Genomic DNA, 15,275 nt, shown 5'->3' with positions numbered 1-15,275 from the left:
CGAAAGGAGACAGAGACATGATTCCGTCAAAAGTGAAAATCGTCGAAGTCGGGCCGCGCGACGGCCTGCAGAACGAAAAGGAATTCGTGCCCACCGAAACCAAAATCGAGCTCGTGAACCGGCTCGCGCGGGCGGGCATCGTGAACGTGGAATCGACATCGTTCGTGTCGCCGAAATGGGTGCCGCAAATGTCCGACGCCGCCGCACTCATGGCCGGCATCGAGCGCCGTCCGGGCACGATCTACTCCATGCTCACGCCGAACATGCGCGGCTTCGAAGGCGCGCTCGAAGCCAAAGCCGATGAAATCGTGATCTTCGGCGCGGCGAGCGAGGCGTTCTCGCAGAAGAACATCAATTGCAGCATCGCGGAGAGCATCGCGCGCTTCGAGCCGGTCGCGAAAGCCGCGAAGGACGCCGGCATGCGGCTGCGCGGATCCATCTCGTGCGCGCTCGGCTGTCCGTATCAGGGCGAAGTGAGCATCGAATCGGTCGTGGATGTCGTCGAACGCATGAAAGCGCTCGGCTGCGACGAGATCGATATCGCCGATACCATCGGCGTCGGCACGCCCAAACGCACGCGCGAAGTGCTCGCGGCAGCGCAGAAAGCGTTTCCGCGCGAGCGCCTTTCCGGACATTTCCACGACACGTACGGGCAAGCCATCGGCAACATTTATGCGGCGCTGCTCGAAGGCATCGAGATCTTCCACGCGTCGGTGGCGGGGCTCGGCGGCTGTCCATATGCGAAGGGCGCGACCGGGAATGTCGCGACCGAAGACGTCGTGTATCTGATGAACGGGCTCGGCATCGAGACCGGCGTCGATCTGGATCAGCTCGTCGATATCGGCGATTTCATTTCGCGCGCGATCGGCAAGCCGAGTTCGTCGCGTGCAGGAAAGGCGATCTTCACGAAGAAACGCGACGGCGCCGCCGCCTGCGTCTGAACAACAAAGGACAAAGATGATCGATCAATTGCCCGATTCCGCGCGCCGCGTCGCGCTTTTGTTGAAGGAACGCGGCCATCCGCATGACGTCGTGATGCTGCCCGAAACCGGCAAGACGTCGGCGGAAGCGGCGGCCGGCCTCGGCTGCGAGGTCGCGCAGATCGCCAAGTCGATTCTGTTTCGCCGCAAGGAAGACGACGCGCCCGTGCTCGTGATCGCGAGCGGCGCGAATCGCGTCGATGAAGCGAAGGTCGCGGCGCGCGTCGGCGCTCTGGCGCGCGCGGACGCGAAGTTCGTGCGCGAGAAGACCGGCTACGCGATCGGCGGCGTGTGCCCGATCGGCCATGCGGTCACGCCGGTCACGCTCATCGACGAAGACCTGCTCGCGCTCGACAGCCTGTGGGCGGCGGCCGGGCATCCGCACGCGGTGTTCAATCTGTCGCCGCAGGAATTGATCGAGCTGACGGGCGCGCCGGTCGCGGACGTCGCGTTGCGCGAGACGGCGGAATCGTGACGAATGTGACGGACATTGCGTCGCCGTGCGTCGATGTATGCCGCATGAATCCGGAGACCGGTTTCTGCGACGGCTGCTTTCGCAACATCGGCGAAATCGCCGCGTGGTCCTCCCATGACGATGACGCGAAACGCGCGGTGCTCGCGCGCGTCGAGAGCCGTCGTCAGGGCGCGCGCGTGGTGACGCTCGGCGAATCGTTCGACGCGACGCTCGCGCTGCCGCCCGATTCGATCAAGCACTTCGCGACGCTCGTCAACGATCTCAACCCGCTGCATCACGACGACGCCTACGCGCGCGCAAGCCGTTTCGGTGCGCTGATCGCATCGGGCACGCAGCCGACCGCGCATCTGATGGCGATGCTCGCCACGCACTTCTCGCAATACGCGCAGCCGCTCGGACTCGAATTCGGCATCAGGCTGACGCGCGCGGTGAAAGCGAACGACGTGCTCGCGATGTCCTGGCGCGTGACCGAAGCGAAGTGGAAAGCGAGTCTGAACGGAGATCTCGTGAAGCTGGAAGGCGACGCGCGCAATCAGCTCGGCGAAACGGTGATGAAGGCGACGGCGACCATCGTCGTGATGCCGCTGGAGACACGCGCGTGAGAACGCTGCCGGAGTCGATGACGGTCTTCGAGCGCGGCTGGCTCTCGTCGAACAACGTGCTGTTCAGAAGCGCCGAAGGCACCGCGATCGTCGATACGGGCTATGTATCCCACGCGCCGCAAACGCTCGCGCTGGTCAAACAAAAGCTCGGCGCGCGCAAGCTCGATCTGATCGTCAACACGCATCTGCATTCGGATCATTGCGGCGGCAACGCGCTGCTCCAGCGCACGTACGCCTGCGACACGCTGATTCCCGCAAGCGAAGCGCACGCGGTGCGCGCGTGGGACGAAGACGCGCTCACGTTTCGCGCGACCGGCCAGCGCTGCGATCGCTTCGATTTCACGGGCACGATCGCGCACGGCGCGACGCTCGCGCTCGGCGGCTTCGACTGGAACGTGCTCGGCGCGCCGGGCCACGATCCGCATTCGCTGATGCTCCATTGCCCCGAGACGCGCGTGCTCATCAGCGCGGACGCGTTGTGGGAAAACGGCTTCGGCGTGATCTTTCCCGAACTCGAAGGCGACAGCGGTTTCGCGGAAGAACGCGCGGTGCTCGAACTCATATCGACGCTCGACGTCGATATCGTGATTCCCGGCCACGGCGCGCCGTTCACGGACGTTGCGCGCGCGCTCGAGGTCGCTTCGTCGCGACTCGATTACTTGCAGGCCGATCCCGCGCGCAACGCGAAGAACGCGCTCAAGGTGCTGATCGTCTTCAAGTTGATGGAAGTGCGCACGATGACGCTCGATGCGCTCGTCACGATGACGCAAGACGCCCGCGCGATGCGCGCCGCCGCCGATGCGCTCGCGCCATCGGGCGAATGTCATACGCTCGTCGAGAAAATCGTCGGGGAACTGGCGCGCGGCGGCTCGGTGAACGTGAGCGGCGAAACCGTGTCGGTGGCCTGAACCGCCCGAGTGCACAAAAAGAAAGCCGCTTGTCAGCTACGGCAAGCGGCAGAATCATATGGACGTGATCAACGTCCCAAGTATCGTATCGCGACACTATTTCACGTGCATCGGTGCTTTCCCTACAAAATTGTAACGACACCTGAATTCACGTAAAGCCCAATGCCGGCGCGGGTTTCAGGGCGCATCTGCCTCGAAGAACGCGAGCATTTCCGCGAGCAGCATGTCGGGCTGTTCCTCGGGAATGTAGTGCCCGCACGGCAGCGCGCGGCCGCTCACGTCGCGTGCGACGCGCCGCCATTCGTCGAGCGCGTCGAAGCGCCGTCCGATGACGCCTTGCTCGCCCCACAGCACGCGCAGCGGACAGGCGATCTTCATGCCGCGTTCGAGATCGGCGCGTTCGTGTTCGAGGTCGATGCCCGCCGACGCGCGATAGTCCTCGCACGTCGCGAAGATCGCACCCGGCGCGGCAAACGCGTCGCGATACGCCTGCAACGCATGCGGCGCGAAGGGCGCAAATCCCGCTTGGCCACTGCCCAATAGCCGATCGATATATGCGTCCGGGTTGCCGCCGATCAGCAATTCCGGCAGCGGCGACGGCTGGATCAGCATGAACCAGTGGAAGTTTGCAGTCGCGAATTCGCGGTCGGTAGCGTCGTACATCGCAAGCGTCGGCGCGATGTCGAGCAGCATCAGACGATCGACGGCGTCGGGGAAATCCATCGCCATGCGATGCGCGACCCGCGCGCCGCGATCGTGCGCGCAGACGAGAAACTGTTCGAAGCCGAAGTGACGCATGACCGCGACCTGATCGCCGGCCATCGCGCGCTTCGAATACGGCGTGTGATGCGTGTCGCTTTCCGGCTTTCCCGACGCGCCGTAGCCGCGCAGATCGGTGGCGATCACCGTGAAGTGCTTCGCAAGCTCGCCGGCGCACTTGTGCCAGATCTCGTGCGTTTGCGGATGTCCGTGCAGGAGCAAGAGCGGCGGCCCGTCGCCGCCTTTCATCCCGGCGATCTCGACGCCGCCCGCATCGACGCGAAACGGCTCGTAGTCTTTGAACGACATTGTGTTTTCTTGTTCGTGGCGTTGCGGACCATTGTAGGCGCGCTCGCGCAGTCGCCGATGCCGCGGGGAGCGTGGAAACGCCGAAACCGAATACTTCTTCGGGAAATGGCGGATGTTTCGGCGGCGATGTCGTGCATATAATCGAACGATCGTTCGCTGGCCACGCGTGCCTTCCGGAAAATGATCGTGCGTGCCGGATCGCGCGCCAGTTCTCTAGAATGGTTTAACGCTGCTCGGACACACTCAGGAGATTCGTGCCATGGCTCTGCCCGCCATCTTGCAGCACCTCAGCTTGCCCGTCGTCGGCTCGCCGATGTTCATCGTCAGTTATCCCGAGCTCGTGCTTGCGCAATGCAAGGCGGGCATCGTCGGCTCTTTTCCGGCGTTGAACGCGCGTCCCGCCGAACTGCTCGACGAATGGCTCACGCAGATTCAAAGCGAGCTCGCCGCGCACAAGGCCGCGAATCCCGATGCCGTGATCGGGCCGATCGCGGTCAATCAGATCGTTCATCAGTCGAATGCGCGGCTCGAACAGGACGTGCGCGTGTGCGTCGAGCATGAGGTGCCGATCTTCATCACGAGCCTGCGCGCGCCGGTCAAGGAGATGATCGACGCCGTGCATTCGTACGGCGGCATCGTGCTGCACGACGTCATCAACTTGCGGCACGCGCAGAAAGCGCTCGAAGCGGGCGTCGACGGCCTCATTCTCGTCGCGGCGGGCGCGGGCGGTCACGCGGGGACGACGTCGCCGTTCGCGCTCGTCGGCGAAGTGCGGCGCATGTTCGACGGCCCGATCGTGCTGTCGGGCGCGATCGCCAATGGCGGCTCGATCCTCGCGGCGCAAGCGATGGGCGCGGACCTCGCCTACATGGGCACGCGCTTCATCGCGACGAAGGAAGCGCACGCGCTCGAGGAATACAAGCGCGCGATCGTCGATGCAACCGCCGCCGACATCATCTACACGAATCTCTTCACGGGCGTGCATGGCAACTACATCCGCGAGAGCATCGTCAATGCGGGACTCGATCCCGATGCGCTGCCCGTCTCCGACAAGAACGCGATGAACTTCGCCGAAGGCACGAGCAAGGCGAAGGCGTGGAAGGAAATCTGGGGCGCGGGCCAGGGCGTCGGGCTGATGGAGGACGTGCCGAGCGTCGCGGAACTGGTCGAGCGTCTGAAGCGCGAATACGACGACGCGAAGGCGCGCCTCGCGATCGGCTGATTTTTTGTGCCGCAGAAAGCAAAACACCGCGCCCTTGAGCGCGGTGTTTTCGTTCGATGCGAAACGCTTTAGAACTTCGCGCGGAGACCGACGCCGAAGGTATCGCCCGTCGACATACCCGTGTACTTGTCGTTCAGGTACGCGGCGTAGACGTCGGTGCGCTTCGACAGCGGATAGTCGTAGCCGAGCGCCCAGCTCTTGTGCGTCTGATCGAGACCGCCGTTGCTGCGCGAGTACGCATACGACGCCATCACCGTGCCCGGGCCGAGCGGAACCGTCACACCGCCTTGTCCGGTGTTGACGTGGAACGTGCCGGGGCCTTCGTAGTCGTTCTTCGTGTACATGTACTGCGCGAAGAACTTGACGTACTTCATGTCGTACGACGCGCCCAACTGGCCGACGCTCTGGCTCTTGTAGCCCGGCGAAGCGAAGCCGTCCACCGACGTCAGATCGCCCGGGGTGTTGTTGAAGTTCACGTACTGATAGACGCCCGTCGCCGCGAACGGACCGTGGAAGTACAGGAACTGCGCGCTGTACTTCTTCGAGCGGCCGTCGCCGGCGGTGTTGCCGAAGCTGTACATCACGCTGCCCGACAGACCGTTGAAGTCAGGCGACGTGTACTGGACCGAGTTGTTCCAGCCCGAATCGCCGATCACGCCCTGATCCGTGCGGTACGTCGGGAATGTGCCCGCGCCGAGGAACACGTGATAGACCATCGGCGAGAAGACGTACGAATCGACGAACGGGTTGAACAGGATCGTCGAGACGAAGAGTTGCGTCGTCAGGCGGCCCGCGGTGAACGTGCCGATCGGACCTTGAATGCCGACGTATGAGTTGCGCGCGAAGAAGGTGTCGCCCTGGAAGCGTCCGTACTGACCGTTCTGCGCGCGGAAGAAGCTTTCCAACGTGAAGATGGCCTTGTAGCCGCCGCCGAGATCCTCGGCGCCCTTCAAGCCCCAGTACGACGTCGACATGCCGCCGCCGCTCACGTTCCAGGCACGATCGCCGCCGGGAAATTTCTGCGCGCCGACCCATTCGTCGACCTGTCCATATAGCGAAACGCTCGATTGCGCGTGCGCCGTGCCCGCGGCGAAGAGGCCGAACATCGCTGCGGCGACCGCGGTGGCCTTGACCGTTGTTTTCACCGTAGTCATTGCACGGTTGACGGTTGACTTCATGAACTCTCCTGTTCTTTGTCGAAAATTGAAATCTTTGCGGGCGAGTTGCGTTGCGCTCGCCTCGTCTGACCGGCATAACGGTTTAGTGGGCGAAGAGGCATCGCGTGTGGAGCGGCACCATCTTTACGGACCATTTTTCCGGTCAAAAATGTTTTTGGTTATTGCGGGTATAGCGGTTCGAATACTTCCCGCCCCGCCCGCGCGCAGGAAGGGACGCTTTGCCTCAGGCTCGCGATGGCCGGATCGACAACCGGCGAGATGCGCAGCGAGTACCGGCGCGCCTCTCCAAGCGTCGAAAGGCGTTTGAAATTAAGAATTTCGGACATTTTCCCGCGCAGGCCGCATTGTCCTTGCGCGGAAAAAAGAGCGGAACGTCTGGGGGAAATTCGATGCGCAACTGTGGCGAGATTACGTCATCGTGACAGCGAAGCTAGACGCGCAAACAGTTTTGCGCTCCGCGCGGTGAACGCGGCGAAACGGAGGTCAGCTCAGGAAGACTGCGGAGCGTTCAGTTGCGGTAGTTCGCGTTCGTCGGCGCGCGACCGTCGTCGGCCGGACGGCCGGGGGGGCGCGGCAGGCTGCGCTCTTCGTTGTAGCGCGTGATGTCGGCGCGAATCGAGCCCGCGCCACGCAGCGGCACCGTTTGATCGCCCCGCGGGCCCGGACGCACTTCGGCGCTAACGGGCGTCAAGCCGTCTTTGGCGGCGACCGGCGTGTAATGCAGCGATTGCCTGCTGGCGCCGGAATCGGTGAGGACTGTCGACGGCAGCCACTCGACGCGCGGCCCGGCAAGCGCGAGCGAACCCGCCACCGCGAGCGCGCCAAGCGCTACGGATGCGAAAAGCCGGGTAGTGTTGCGAATGCCTGTGAGCGCCATGTCGAAACAGCCTGCGTCCGACCGATATTTCCGTCCGTGAATGGAAAGCGGAGACTTTCGCTTCAGGCGGACAACCGGCGGCAGTCGGAACATTCGGGGCCTTGCATCGAGCGATGCATAAACCCGCCAACCGGTGTATTCAACAATTTATTTCGCGCCGGGAAAGCAGTCGAGCCAAAAAGTGTTAGGCCCGCTCGATGGTTGTAACACCATGTTACGTCAGAGTTTTTCGCTGCCGCCGAGCATTTCGGACGACCAAACATATGAAGAACAAATGTGCTGGACAGAAGAATCTGAAAGCCGCGAGATTGGCTCGCGCGCGGCCCGAGTTTTGCTGCAGCGGTCATTCGGCCTGCCTCGTGCACAGGTCGTTTCATGTGGACGTGTCATCAATCGATCCAGTAAATGAATTTGCCAATTTAATCGGGTGCGAGCGAAAATCATGGTTTTTCCTGACTTGACGCAAAAAACGCCCCGCCCAGCGGCCGGCGTGTCCAAGTACGAGACTCTTTGATGGCACGGCCCAAACTTCTTCCCGACAACTTTACGCTGGCGCTCGTCGGCACCGTCATCGTCGCGAGCTTTCTGCCCTGCCGCGGCGGCGCGGCGGTCGCATTCAACTGGATCACCGATATCGCCATCGGCCTCTTATTCTTCCTGCATGGCGCGAAGCTTTCCCGCGAGGCGATCATCGCCGGCGCGACGCACTGGCGGCTGCATCTCGTCGTGCTGCTCAGCACCTTCGCGCTCTTTCCACTGCTCGGGCTCGCGCTCAAACCGGTGCTGACGCCGCTCGTGACGCCGGCGCTCTACACCGGCATCCTGTTTCTGTGCACGCTGCCGTCCACGGTGCAGTCGTCGATTGCGTTCACGTCGATGGCAAAGGGCAACGTGCCGGCCGCCGTGTGCAGCGCGTCCGCGTCGAGCCTGCTCGGCATTTTCATCACGCCGGCGCTCGTCGGGATCGTCGTGAGCAATCACGGCGCGACGACCGGCTCGCCGTGGCACACCGTCGGCAACATCACGCTGCAACTGCTCGTGCCGTTCATTGCCGGGCAATTGCTGCGGCCGGCCATCGGCAAGTGGATCGACAGGCATCGCGCGATGCTCAAGTTCGTCGACCAGGGCTCGATTCTGCTCGTCGTGTACGTCGCGTTCAGCGAAGCCGTGAACGAAGGCATCTGGCATTCGATTTCGCTCGGGACGCTCGCGGGGCTGCTCGCGGTCAATATCCTGTTGCTGGCGGCGGCGCTGTTCATCACGGCGTTCACGGCCAAGCGCCTCGGCTTCTCGCGCGCCGACCAGATCACGATCATCTTCTGCGGTTCGAAGAAGAGTCTCGCGTCCGGCATTCCGATGGCGAAGGTGATTTTCGCGTCGCACGCGGTCGGTGCGGTCGTGCTTCCGCTCATGCTTTTCCACCAGATTCAATTGATGGTGTGCGCGGTGCTCGCGCAGCGTTGGGGCGCACGCAAGACTGCGCCCGAAGCCGCGCGCGAGAACAAGGCCGTCGGAGCGCCCGCCCGCCGCTGATTCACGCCCGTCCGCGAACGGCGCCCGCTGGTTCGCCATATTCGATCCCTTTCCAGAAGGCCGCCGCGTGCGGCCTTTTGCGTCATTTGAACCCGGCCACGCTCAAGCGACCATTCAGCCAAGCGGCATAAGCCAGAAAGCCTGACTTTTCACATCGATTCGTCGGAACGCGTTGCCGCGCGTCCGGCACTTTGGCCTACGTCTTTGGGCTGAATGGTGCTCGGGCATGTCCCTTGCCACACTCTTGTTCAAAACCGGGCAGAAACGGACACGGCGCGCCATGTGGACACAACGCATCAAACTTAAACAGCGGATGGACCGATGAACTGCGTCGAACAGCATGCGACGGCCTCCGCCTTGCGCGACTTTCTCGGCAAGTTGCCGTTTCAACGCGGCAACGCCGAAGAAACAGGCCGCGCGCTTCATGCGCTGATCGGCGCGGGTCTCGATCGCCTTCCCTTGCCGGGCCGGGAAAACACGGCTGAGCGCTGGCGCGCGTTGGGCGCGGTCGCAGCCTTCGACCTCTCTTTGGTCAAGCTCTACGAAGGCCACACGGACGCGCTCGCCATCCTCGCCGAACTGGGCGGCCCGCCACCCGACGACGGCAGCGCGTGGGCCGTCTGGGCAGCCGAACCGCCGAGTGCGCGCTTGTTGGCGCTGGGTGACGCCGGCTCACAGATCGTCGCGCTGGACGGCACGAAGGCATGGTGCTCCGGAGCGGCATCGGTCACGCATGCGCTCGTAACCGCGTGGAACGAGCGCGACGAACCGGTTCTCGCCGCCGTCGATCTGCGGCAGAACGGCGTGAAAGTCACCGGTTCCGGCTGGCAAGCGGTCGGCATGGAGGCGAGCGCGAGCGTCGACGTGCGCTTCGAGCGAGTACGCGCGCAGTTGGTCGGTCCGCCGCGTGGTTATCTCGAGCGCCCTGGTTTCTGGCAGGGCGGCGCGGGCATTGCCGCGTGCTGGTTCGGCGCGGCATCGGGCATTGCAGCGTTCGTCGCGCGCGATACAAAGCATCGCGCGGGGCCGCACAAGCTCGCGCATCTCGGTGCGATCGATACGGCGCTATCCGCGACGGCCGCGTTGCTGCGCGAGACGGCGGCGTTCATCGACCGCGAGCCGCAGGCCGACGCCATGGTGCCGACGATGCGTGCGCGCCTCGCGGCCGAACATGTGGCAACGCTGGTCGTGGAGCGCGCGGGCCGCGCGCTGGGCGCCGGCCCGCTCTGCCGCGACGCGCACTTCGCGCAGTTGATGGCCGATCTGCCGGTTTTCATTCGACAAAGCCACGCCGAGCGTGACGAAGCATCGCTCGCCGAGCACGTCATAGAGGAGGGAAGGATTTCATGGCAAGTGTGACCACGCAAGCGCCTACCGACGAAACGGCCACTGACCGCGCCATACGCGGCGAAGGCACGCCCGAAGCCGCATGGCAGGGATGGGCGCGTCTGAATGCGCTGCCCGAAGTGGATCCGGCGGAACTGGTGCCGCTCGGCAGCCGGGCCGTCGTCGTTGCGCCACACCCCGACGATGAAATCCTCGGCACCGGCGGCCTGCTCGCTCGACTGTCGGAGATCAGCCGGCACATTCTCATCATCGCCGCAACAGACGGCACGGCAAGTCACCCGAAGTCATCCGAATGGCCGCCGGAACGTCTTGCACGCGTACGTCCGCAGGAAACGAGGGCTGCGCTGCAACGGCTGCATCTGCGTCAGGTCCAGGTAGTCCGGCTCGGGCTCCAGGACGGCGATCCTGACCAGATCGAATCGAGTTTGTCAGGATGCCTGTCGGAGTACCTTCAACCGGGCGACATAGTTTTCACGACATGGCGCTATGATGGTCACCCCGACCACGAGGCGGCCGGGCGCGCCGTTCAGTCCGCGGCACAAGCGCTCGATCTGCCTTGTGTGGAGGTGCCGCTCTGGACCTGGCACTGGGCGTCGCCGGACGATACGCGCGTGCCATGGAGCCGTGCTCGCCGCATCGTGCTCGACGGCGCCACGCATGCCCGGAAGCTCCGGGCCGTGCAGGCTTTTCGGAGCCAGCTCGACCCCGACGCCACCACCGGACAAGCGCCAGTGCTGCCCGAGCATGTGCTGGCAAGGCTTACACGGCCTTTCGAAGTCGTACTCATATGAACAACACCAACAACAATACTAAGCAGTACTTCGATACTCTTTATCGAGATAACGACGATCCCTGGAAAATCAGGCATCGATGGTATGAACGGCGCAAACGCGCGCTCCTGCTCGCCTCGCTTCCGCACGAACGCTATGCGCGCGCATTCGAGCCAGGCTGCGGCAACGGCGAACTGACGGCGCTGCTCGCGCCACGCTGCGACGAGCTGATCGCAACCGACATCGCCGAGGACGCCGTCGCGCTCACGCGGCAACGCGTCGCGGAATATCGGAACGTCGATGTCCGGCAGATGCTGCTGCCCGACTGCTGGCCCACCGGCAAGTTCGATCTCGTCGTGATCAGCGAGATCGGCTATTACCTCGACGAGCCGCAGCTATGGCACATCGTCGAGCACATACATCAAAGCTTGTCGCATGACGGCGCGGTCGTCGCGTGTCACTGGCGTCGGCCGATCGAAGGCTGGCTTCAGAACGGCGACGAAGTCCACGCAAAGCTGCGCGGCCGCATGAGTCTGCCGCTGCTAAGCCACTATTGGGACGACGATCTGATCCTCGACGTATGGACGCCCGACAAGCGCTCGGTTCACGACCGCGAAGCCTCGGCGTAATGTTTCCATATTTTTACTAAACAAACAATTCGCAAGGAATCGCATATATAACAATGGCCTACTGGTTTTCTCCAATCTTCGCGGACGCTAAGTTCGAGGCTTTTACTATACAATCGCCTCGAACAAGTGAACCTGCCGGGCGCGCGCAACATCGCGCCTGAGCGGCAAACAGCCGAGAAAAGCGGAGACAGAGAACACCACGATGGCCACCACCATTCGCGATGTCGCGCGCGCGGCAAGCGTCTCGATCGGGACGGTTTCGCGCGCGCTCAAGAATCAACCAGGCTTGTCCGAGGCGACGCGCGTGCGCGTCGTCGAAGTGGCGCAGCAACTCGGCTACGATTCGGCTCAGTTGCGCACGCGCATTCGTCGCGTGACCTTTCTGCTGCATCGGCAGCACAACAATTTCGCCGTCAGCCCTTTCTTTTCCCATGTGCTGAACGGTTTCGAGGAAGCGTGCCGCGAGCGGCGGCTCGTGCCATCCGTGCTCACGGCCGGTCCGACGCACGATCTCGCGCAGCAGATGCGCCTGCACGCGCCGGACGCCATCGCGGTCGCGGGTTTCGTCGAGCCGGAACTGCTCGCGCATCTTCATTCGCTCGCGCGGCCCACCGTGCTGATCGACCTGCGCGCGCCGGGATTCCGCTCCGTCAACATCGACAATGTGACCGGCGCGTCGCTCGCGATGCAGCATCTGTTCGCGCAAGGGCGGCGGCGCATCGCGTTCATCGGCGGATCGCTCGCGCATTACAGCATCGCGCAACGCGCGCTCGGCTATCGGAAAGCATATTTCGATGCCGGCCAGCTTTTCGATCCGACGCTCGAGGTCATGACGCAGCCGGGTCTGACCGCCGATCAGGCCGCCGCCGACGCGATGGAACGCCTCATCGCGGAAGCCCGCGCGCAATCCGGTCCCCTGCCCGACGCCGTTTTCGCCTATAACGATGCAGCGGCCCTCGCCGCGATGCGCGTCTGTCTCGCGCACGGCTTGCGCGTGCCGGACGACATCGCGTTCGTCGGTTTCGACGACATTCCGGCCGCCGCCCAAAGCACGCCGCCGCTCTCGACCGTGACCGTCGACAAGGAAGCGCTCGGGCGCCGCGGTGTCGAATTGCTGTTGGAAGATCAATCGAGCCCGCCGAGCCAGGCCGACACGCTCGTCGCCGTCAATTTCGTTCCTCGCGCGAGCTCGGGCACGAAACAGGACATCAGCACGCCATGAACATGACCGCCTCACCTGCCCTCGCGGAACCGGCGCCAGCAGAACGCGCGATCGATTTCCGCAGCCGCGACTTCCTGCTCTCCCACGTACGCGACACGCTCGCGTTCTACGCGCCGAACGCGCGCGATCCGTCCGGCGGTTTCTTTCATTTCTTCAAGGACGACGGCAGCGTCTATAACCGCACGACGCGCCATCTCGTCAGCAGCACGCGCTTCGTCTTCAACTACGCGATGGCCTTCCGCCACTTCGGCGACGCGCGCTATCGGGACGACGCGCATCACGCGTTCAGATTCCTGCGCGACGCCCACTGGGACGCCGCGAACGAAGGTTACGACTGGGAAATCGAGTGGCACGACGGCCAGAAGCGCACGCTCGACGGCACGCGCCACTGCTACGGCACGGCGTTCGTGCTGCTCGCATGCGCGCACGCGGCGATGGCGGGCATCGACGAAGCCAGGCCGATGATCGACGAAACCTTCGCGCTGATGGAAAAGCGTTTCTGGGACGCCGACGCCGGCCTCTACGCCGACGAAGCCACGCCCGACTGGCGGCTTTCGGACTATCGCGGGCAGAACGCGAACATGCACGCGACCGAGGCGCTGCTCGCGGCTTACGAGGCGACGGGTCACGTCAATTATCTGGATCGCGCGGAAAAGATCGCGGGCAACATCACGCTGCGGCAGGCGAAGCTGTCGCACGGCATGGTGTGGGAGCATTTTCATCGCGACTGGTCGGTCGACTGGCATTACAACGAATCGGACAGTTCGAACATCTTCCGTCCGTGGGGTTTTCAGCCGGGTCATCAGATCGAATGGGCGAAGCTGCTGCTGATTCTGGAGCGGCATCGCGCGCTGCCGTGGCTCTCGGCGCGCGCCGTCGAACTGTTCGACGCCGGCTTCAACCGCGCGTGGGACAGTCGTCACGGCGGCCTCTACTACGGCTTCGGCCCGGACGACACCATCTGCGACCACGACAAGTATTTCTGGGTGCAGGCCGAAGGCTTCGCGGCGGCGGCGCTGCTCGGCGCGCGCACGGGACGCGAGCGTTTCTGGGATTGCTATGACGAACTCTGGCGCTATAGCTGGGAGCACTTCGTCGATCACGAATACGGCGCGTGGTATCGCATTCTGACGTGCGACAACCGCAAGTACGGCGACGAGAAAAGTCCCGCCGGCAAGACCGACTACCACACGATGGGCGCGTGCTACGAAGTGCTGAACGCGCTGGCCCCGACTTCGACTCAACGGTGACAAGCATGGCAAGCGAGCAAACCACTTTTCCGCAATTCGTTTCCGCGGGCGACATCCTCACCGACATGATCCGCACGGACGTGTCGAGCTGGCTTTCGCGTCCGGGCGGCGCGGGCTGGAACGTCGCGCGCGCGGTCGCGCGGCTCGGCCTGCCGACGGCCTGCGCCGGCTCGCTCGGCACGGACAATTTCTCCGACGATCTGTGGGACGCGAGCGTCGCTTCGGGCCTCGACATGCGCTTCATGCAGCGCGTCGAGCGTCCGCCCTTGCTCGCGATCGTCCACAAGACGCAGCCGCCCACGTACTACTTCATGGGCGAGAACGGCGCCGATCTCGCGTTCGATCCGTCGCGGCTGCCGCAAGGCTGGATGGAGCGCGTGAAGTGGGCGCATTTCGGCTGCATCAGCCTCGTGCGTCAGCCGCTCGGCGCGACGCTTGCCGCGCTCGCCCGTCAGTTGCGCGAACACGGCGTGAAGATCAGCTTCGATCCGAACTATCGCAATCTGATGGAGCACGGCTACGAGCCGATCCTGCGCAACATGGCGGGCCTCGCCGATCTGATCAAGGTGTCCGACGAAGATCTGCACATGCTGTTCAAAGGCATGCCCGAAGCCGACGCGCTCGCGAAAATCCGCGCGATGAACCGCCAAGCCACCGTGCTCGTCACGCGCGGCTCGTCGGAAGCCACGCTCTATGCCGGCGACGAGCAATACAGCGCGCGTCCGCCGAGCGTCGAAGTGGCCGATACGGTCGGCGCGGGCGATGCGTCCATCGGCGGATTGCTCTATAGCTTGATGGCGCGTCACGGCGAATGGCCCGAACATCTGAAGTTCGCGCTCGCGGCGGGCGCGGCGGCGTGCCGTCATTCGGGCGCGCATTCGCCGTCGCTGGATGAGGTCGAGGCGTTGCTGAAATAAGCGTCGCACGCGTTACATATCAGCGTGCTAGCATGGATTCGTCCTTGCCTGGAGGCGAATCCATCATGGAAGACACCACCTACACGAAAGGCATCTACACCGCGACGATCGGCGTGCGCGCCATCGACGGCGGTCAGTACCAGGGCCTCGTCTCGCTCGCACGCGACGACGGCGAAGATACCGAAGCGACGCTCTACGAAGTGGAAGCCGCGTCGGGCAACGAAGAAGAAGCGCTCAACGAAGCGCGCGCGCTCGCGCACCGCATCCTCGGGGAAATCGAGTTGTAGCCACGCTGCA

General features: G+C 63.8%; 16 protein-coding genes. 13 read left to right on the top strand and 3 right to left on the bottom strand.

Features of this window, described 5'->3' with window-relative positions; all coding sequences use genetic code 11:
- The first annotated feature begins 17 nt into the window (after nucleotides 1-17).
- The 4 genes from NCS02_RS00970 to NCS02_RS00955 are packed head-to-tail and all read left to right on the top strand — an operon-like array spanning nucleotide 18 to nucleotide 2,965.
- The gene (locus NCS02_RS00970) at nucleotides 18-941 is read left to right on the top strand and encodes a hydroxymethylglutaryl-CoA lyase (RefSeq protein WP_250522838.1); all 924 of its coding nucleotides are present in this window, start codon (nucleotides 18-20) and stop codon (nucleotides 939-941) included.
- 16 nt (nucleotides 942-957) lie between these two features.
- Nucleotides 958-1,455, top strand: coding sequence for a YbaK/EbsC family protein (locus NCS02_RS00965; RefSeq protein ID WP_008351951.1), 498 nt, complete (start codon nucleotides 958-960; stop codon nucleotides 1,453-1,455).
- A 44-nt stretch (nucleotides 1,456-1,499) separates the two neighbouring features.
- The gene (locus tag NCS02_RS00960; protein WP_250520923.1) at nucleotides 1,500-2,057 is read left to right on the top strand and encodes a DUF1289 domain-containing protein; all 558 of its coding nucleotides are present in this window, start codon (nucleotides 1,500-1,502) and stop codon (nucleotides 2,055-2,057) included.
- Nucleotides 2,054-2,965 carry an MBL fold metallo-hydrolase gene (locus NCS02_RS00955; RefSeq protein WP_175979727.1) on the top strand — a complete coding sequence of 304 codons (912 nt, stop codon included), beginning with the start codon at nucleotides 2,054-2,056 and terminating at the stop codon, nucleotides 2,963-2,965. The genes NCS02_RS00960 and NCS02_RS00955 overlap by 4 nt, the downstream gene beginning before the upstream one ends.
- 177 nt (nucleotides 2,966-3,142) lie before the next feature.
- On the opposite strand, the gene NCS02_RS00950 is transcribed toward NCS02_RS00955, so the two are convergent.
- Nucleotides 3,143-4,033 (bottom strand): alpha/beta fold hydrolase, encoded by an 891-nt coding sequence (locus NCS02_RS00950; RefSeq protein ID WP_250433427.1) that lies wholly within the window; start codon nucleotides 4,031-4,033, stop codon nucleotides 3,143-3,145.
- Nucleotides 4,034-4,292: 259 nt separating this feature from the next.
- Here NCS02_RS00950 and NCS02_RS00945 point away from each other — a divergent pair, with 259 nt between their 5' ends.
- A complete protein-coding gene (locus NCS02_RS00945) occupies nucleotides 4,293-5,255 on the top strand; it encodes an NAD(P)H-dependent flavin oxidoreductase (protein WP_008351955.1) in 963 nt (320 codons plus the stop codon).
- A gap of 68 nt (nucleotides 5,256-5,323) precedes the next feature.
- Here the strand turns inward: NCS02_RS00945 and NCS02_RS00940 are convergent, their stop codons facing one another.
- Both NCS02_RS00940 and NCS02_RS00935 read right to left on the bottom strand, forming a co-directional pair.
- Nucleotides 5,324-6,433: a porin gene (locus NCS02_RS00940; protein ID WP_008351956.1), complete on the bottom strand. Its 1,110-nt coding sequence runs from the start codon at nucleotides 6,431-6,433 to the stop codon at nucleotides 5,324-5,326.
- A 508-nt stretch (nucleotides 6,434-6,941) separates the two neighbouring features.
- Entirely contained in the window at nucleotides 6,942-7,310 is a 369-nt protein-coding gene (locus NCS02_RS00935; protein ID WP_008351958.1) for a hypothetical protein, read from the bottom strand.
- Nucleotides 7,311-7,823: 513 nt separating this feature from the next.
- Here NCS02_RS00935 and NCS02_RS00930 point away from each other — a divergent pair.
- The 8 genes from NCS02_RS00930 to NCS02_RS00895 all read left to right on the top strand — a co-directional run bounded on the left by NCS02_RS00930 (nucleotide 7,824) and on the right by NCS02_RS00895 (nucleotide 15,265).
- A complete protein-coding gene (locus NCS02_RS00930; protein WP_033536558.1) occupies nucleotides 7,824-8,843 on the top strand; it encodes a bile acid:sodium symporter family protein in 1,020 nt (339 codons plus the stop codon).
- Between the two features lie 321 nt (nucleotides 8,844-9,164).
- Complete coding sequence (locus NCS02_RS00925; protein WP_250522837.1) at nucleotides 9,165-10,202, top strand: acyl-CoA dehydrogenase family protein; 1,038 nt, start codon at nucleotides 9,165-9,167, stop codon at nucleotides 10,200-10,202.
- Complete coding sequence (locus tag NCS02_RS00920) at nucleotides 10,190-10,981, top strand: PIG-L deacetylase family protein (protein WP_034470357.1); 792 nt, start codon at nucleotides 10,190-10,192, stop codon at nucleotides 10,979-10,981. Before NCS02_RS00925 ends, NCS02_RS00920 begins: the two co-directional genes overlap by 13 nt.
- The gene (locus NCS02_RS00915; protein ID WP_008351966.1) at nucleotides 10,978-11,589 is read left to right on the top strand and encodes a class I SAM-dependent methyltransferase; all 612 of its coding nucleotides are present in this window, start codon (nucleotides 10,978-10,980) and stop codon (nucleotides 11,587-11,589) included. The genes NCS02_RS00920 and NCS02_RS00915 overlap by 4 nt, the downstream gene beginning before the upstream one ends.
- 202 nt (nucleotides 11,590-11,791) lie before the next feature.
- Nucleotides 11,792-12,811, top strand: a complete 1,020-nt coding sequence (locus NCS02_RS00910; RefSeq protein WP_008351968.1) for a LacI family DNA-binding transcriptional regulator — start codon at nucleotides 11,792-11,794, stop codon at nucleotides 12,809-12,811.
- Entirely contained in the window at nucleotides 12,808-14,061 is a 1,254-nt protein-coding gene (locus tag NCS02_RS00905) for an AGE family epimerase/isomerase (protein WP_250522836.1), read from the top strand. The genes NCS02_RS00910 and NCS02_RS00905 overlap by 4 nt, the downstream gene beginning before the upstream one ends.
- 5 nt (nucleotides 14,062-14,066) lie before the next feature.
- Complete coding sequence (locus tag NCS02_RS00900; RefSeq protein ID WP_008351973.1) at nucleotides 14,067-14,978, top strand: carbohydrate kinase family protein; 912 nt, start codon at nucleotides 14,067-14,069, stop codon at nucleotides 14,976-14,978.
- A 65-nt stretch (nucleotides 14,979-15,043) separates the two neighbouring features.
- Nucleotides 15,044-15,265 carry a hypothetical protein gene (locus tag NCS02_RS00895; protein ID WP_008351974.1) on the top strand — a complete coding sequence of 74 codons (222 nt, stop codon included), beginning with the start codon at nucleotides 15,044-15,046 and terminating at the stop codon, nucleotides 15,263-15,265.
- Nucleotides 15,266-15,275 lie beyond the last annotated feature (10 nt).

Source organism: Caballeronia sp. NCF2, from assembly GCF_023631205.1.
GTDB classification, from domain to species: domain Bacteria; phylum Pseudomonadota; class Gammaproteobacteria; order Burkholderiales; family Burkholderiaceae; genus Caballeronia; species Caballeronia zhejiangensis.
This window is presented reverse-complemented; position numbering and strand designations above follow the sequence as displayed.

What these genes read in the sequence shown, in the direction of transcription:
- NCS02_RS00925 (WP_250522837.1), top strand. Translation starts at nt 9,165, where the DNA reads ATGAACTGCGTCGAACAGCATGCGACGGCCTCCGCCTTGCGCGACTTT.
- NCS02_RS00965 (WP_008351951.1), top strand. Translation starts at nt 958, where the DNA reads ATGATCGATCAATTGCCCGATTCCGCGCGCCGCGTCGCGCTTTTGTTG.
- NCS02_RS00920 (WP_034470357.1), top strand. Translation starts at nt 10,190, where the DNA reads ATGGCAAGTGTGACCACGCAAGCGCCTACCGACGAAACGGCCACTGAC.
- NCS02_RS00960 (WP_250520923.1), top strand. Translation starts at nt 1,500, where the DNA reads ATGAATCCGGAGACCGGTTTCTGCGACGGCTGCTTTCGCAACATCGGC.
- NCS02_RS00970 (WP_250522838.1), top strand. Translation starts at nt 18, where the DNA reads ATGATTCCGTCAAAAGTGAAAATCGTCGAAGTCGGGCCGCGCGACGGC.
- NCS02_RS00950 (WP_250433427.1), bottom strand. Translation starts at nt 4,033, where the DNA reads ATGTCGTTCAAAGACTACGAGCCGTTTCGCGTCGATGCGGGCGGCGTC.
- NCS02_RS00905 (WP_250522836.1), top strand. Translation starts at nt 12,808, where the DNA reads ATGAACATGACCGCCTCACCTGCCCTCGCGGAACCGGCGCCAGCAGAA.
- NCS02_RS00930 (WP_033536558.1), top strand. Translation starts at nt 7,824, where the DNA reads ATGGCACGGCCCAAACTTCTTCCCGACAACTTTACGCTGGCGCTCGTC.
- NCS02_RS00915 (WP_008351966.1), top strand. Translation starts at nt 10,978, where the DNA reads ATGAACAACACCAACAACAATACTAAGCAGTACTTCGATACTCTTTAT.
- NCS02_RS00895 (WP_008351974.1), top strand. Translation starts at nt 15,044, where the DNA reads ATGGAAGACACCACCTACACGAAAGGCATCTACACCGCGACGATCGGC.
- NCS02_RS00940 (WP_008351956.1), bottom strand. Translation starts at nt 6,433, where the DNA reads ATGAAGTCAACCGTCAACCGTGCAATGACTACGGTGAAAACAACGGTC.
- NCS02_RS00945 (WP_008351955.1), top strand. Translation starts at nt 4,293, where the DNA reads ATGGCTCTGCCCGCCATCTTGCAGCACCTCAGCTTGCCCGTCGTCGGC.
- NCS02_RS00935 (WP_008351958.1), bottom strand. Translation starts at nt 7,310, where the DNA reads ATGGCGCTCACAGGCATTCGCAACACTACCCGGCTTTTCGCATCCGTA.
- NCS02_RS00910 (WP_008351968.1), top strand. Translation starts at nt 11,792, where the DNA reads ATGGCCACCACCATTCGCGATGTCGCGCGCGCGGCAAGCGTCTCGATC.
- NCS02_RS00900 (WP_008351973.1), top strand. Translation starts at nt 14,067, where the DNA reads ATGGCAAGCGAGCAAACCACTTTTCCGCAATTCGTTTCCGCGGGCGAC.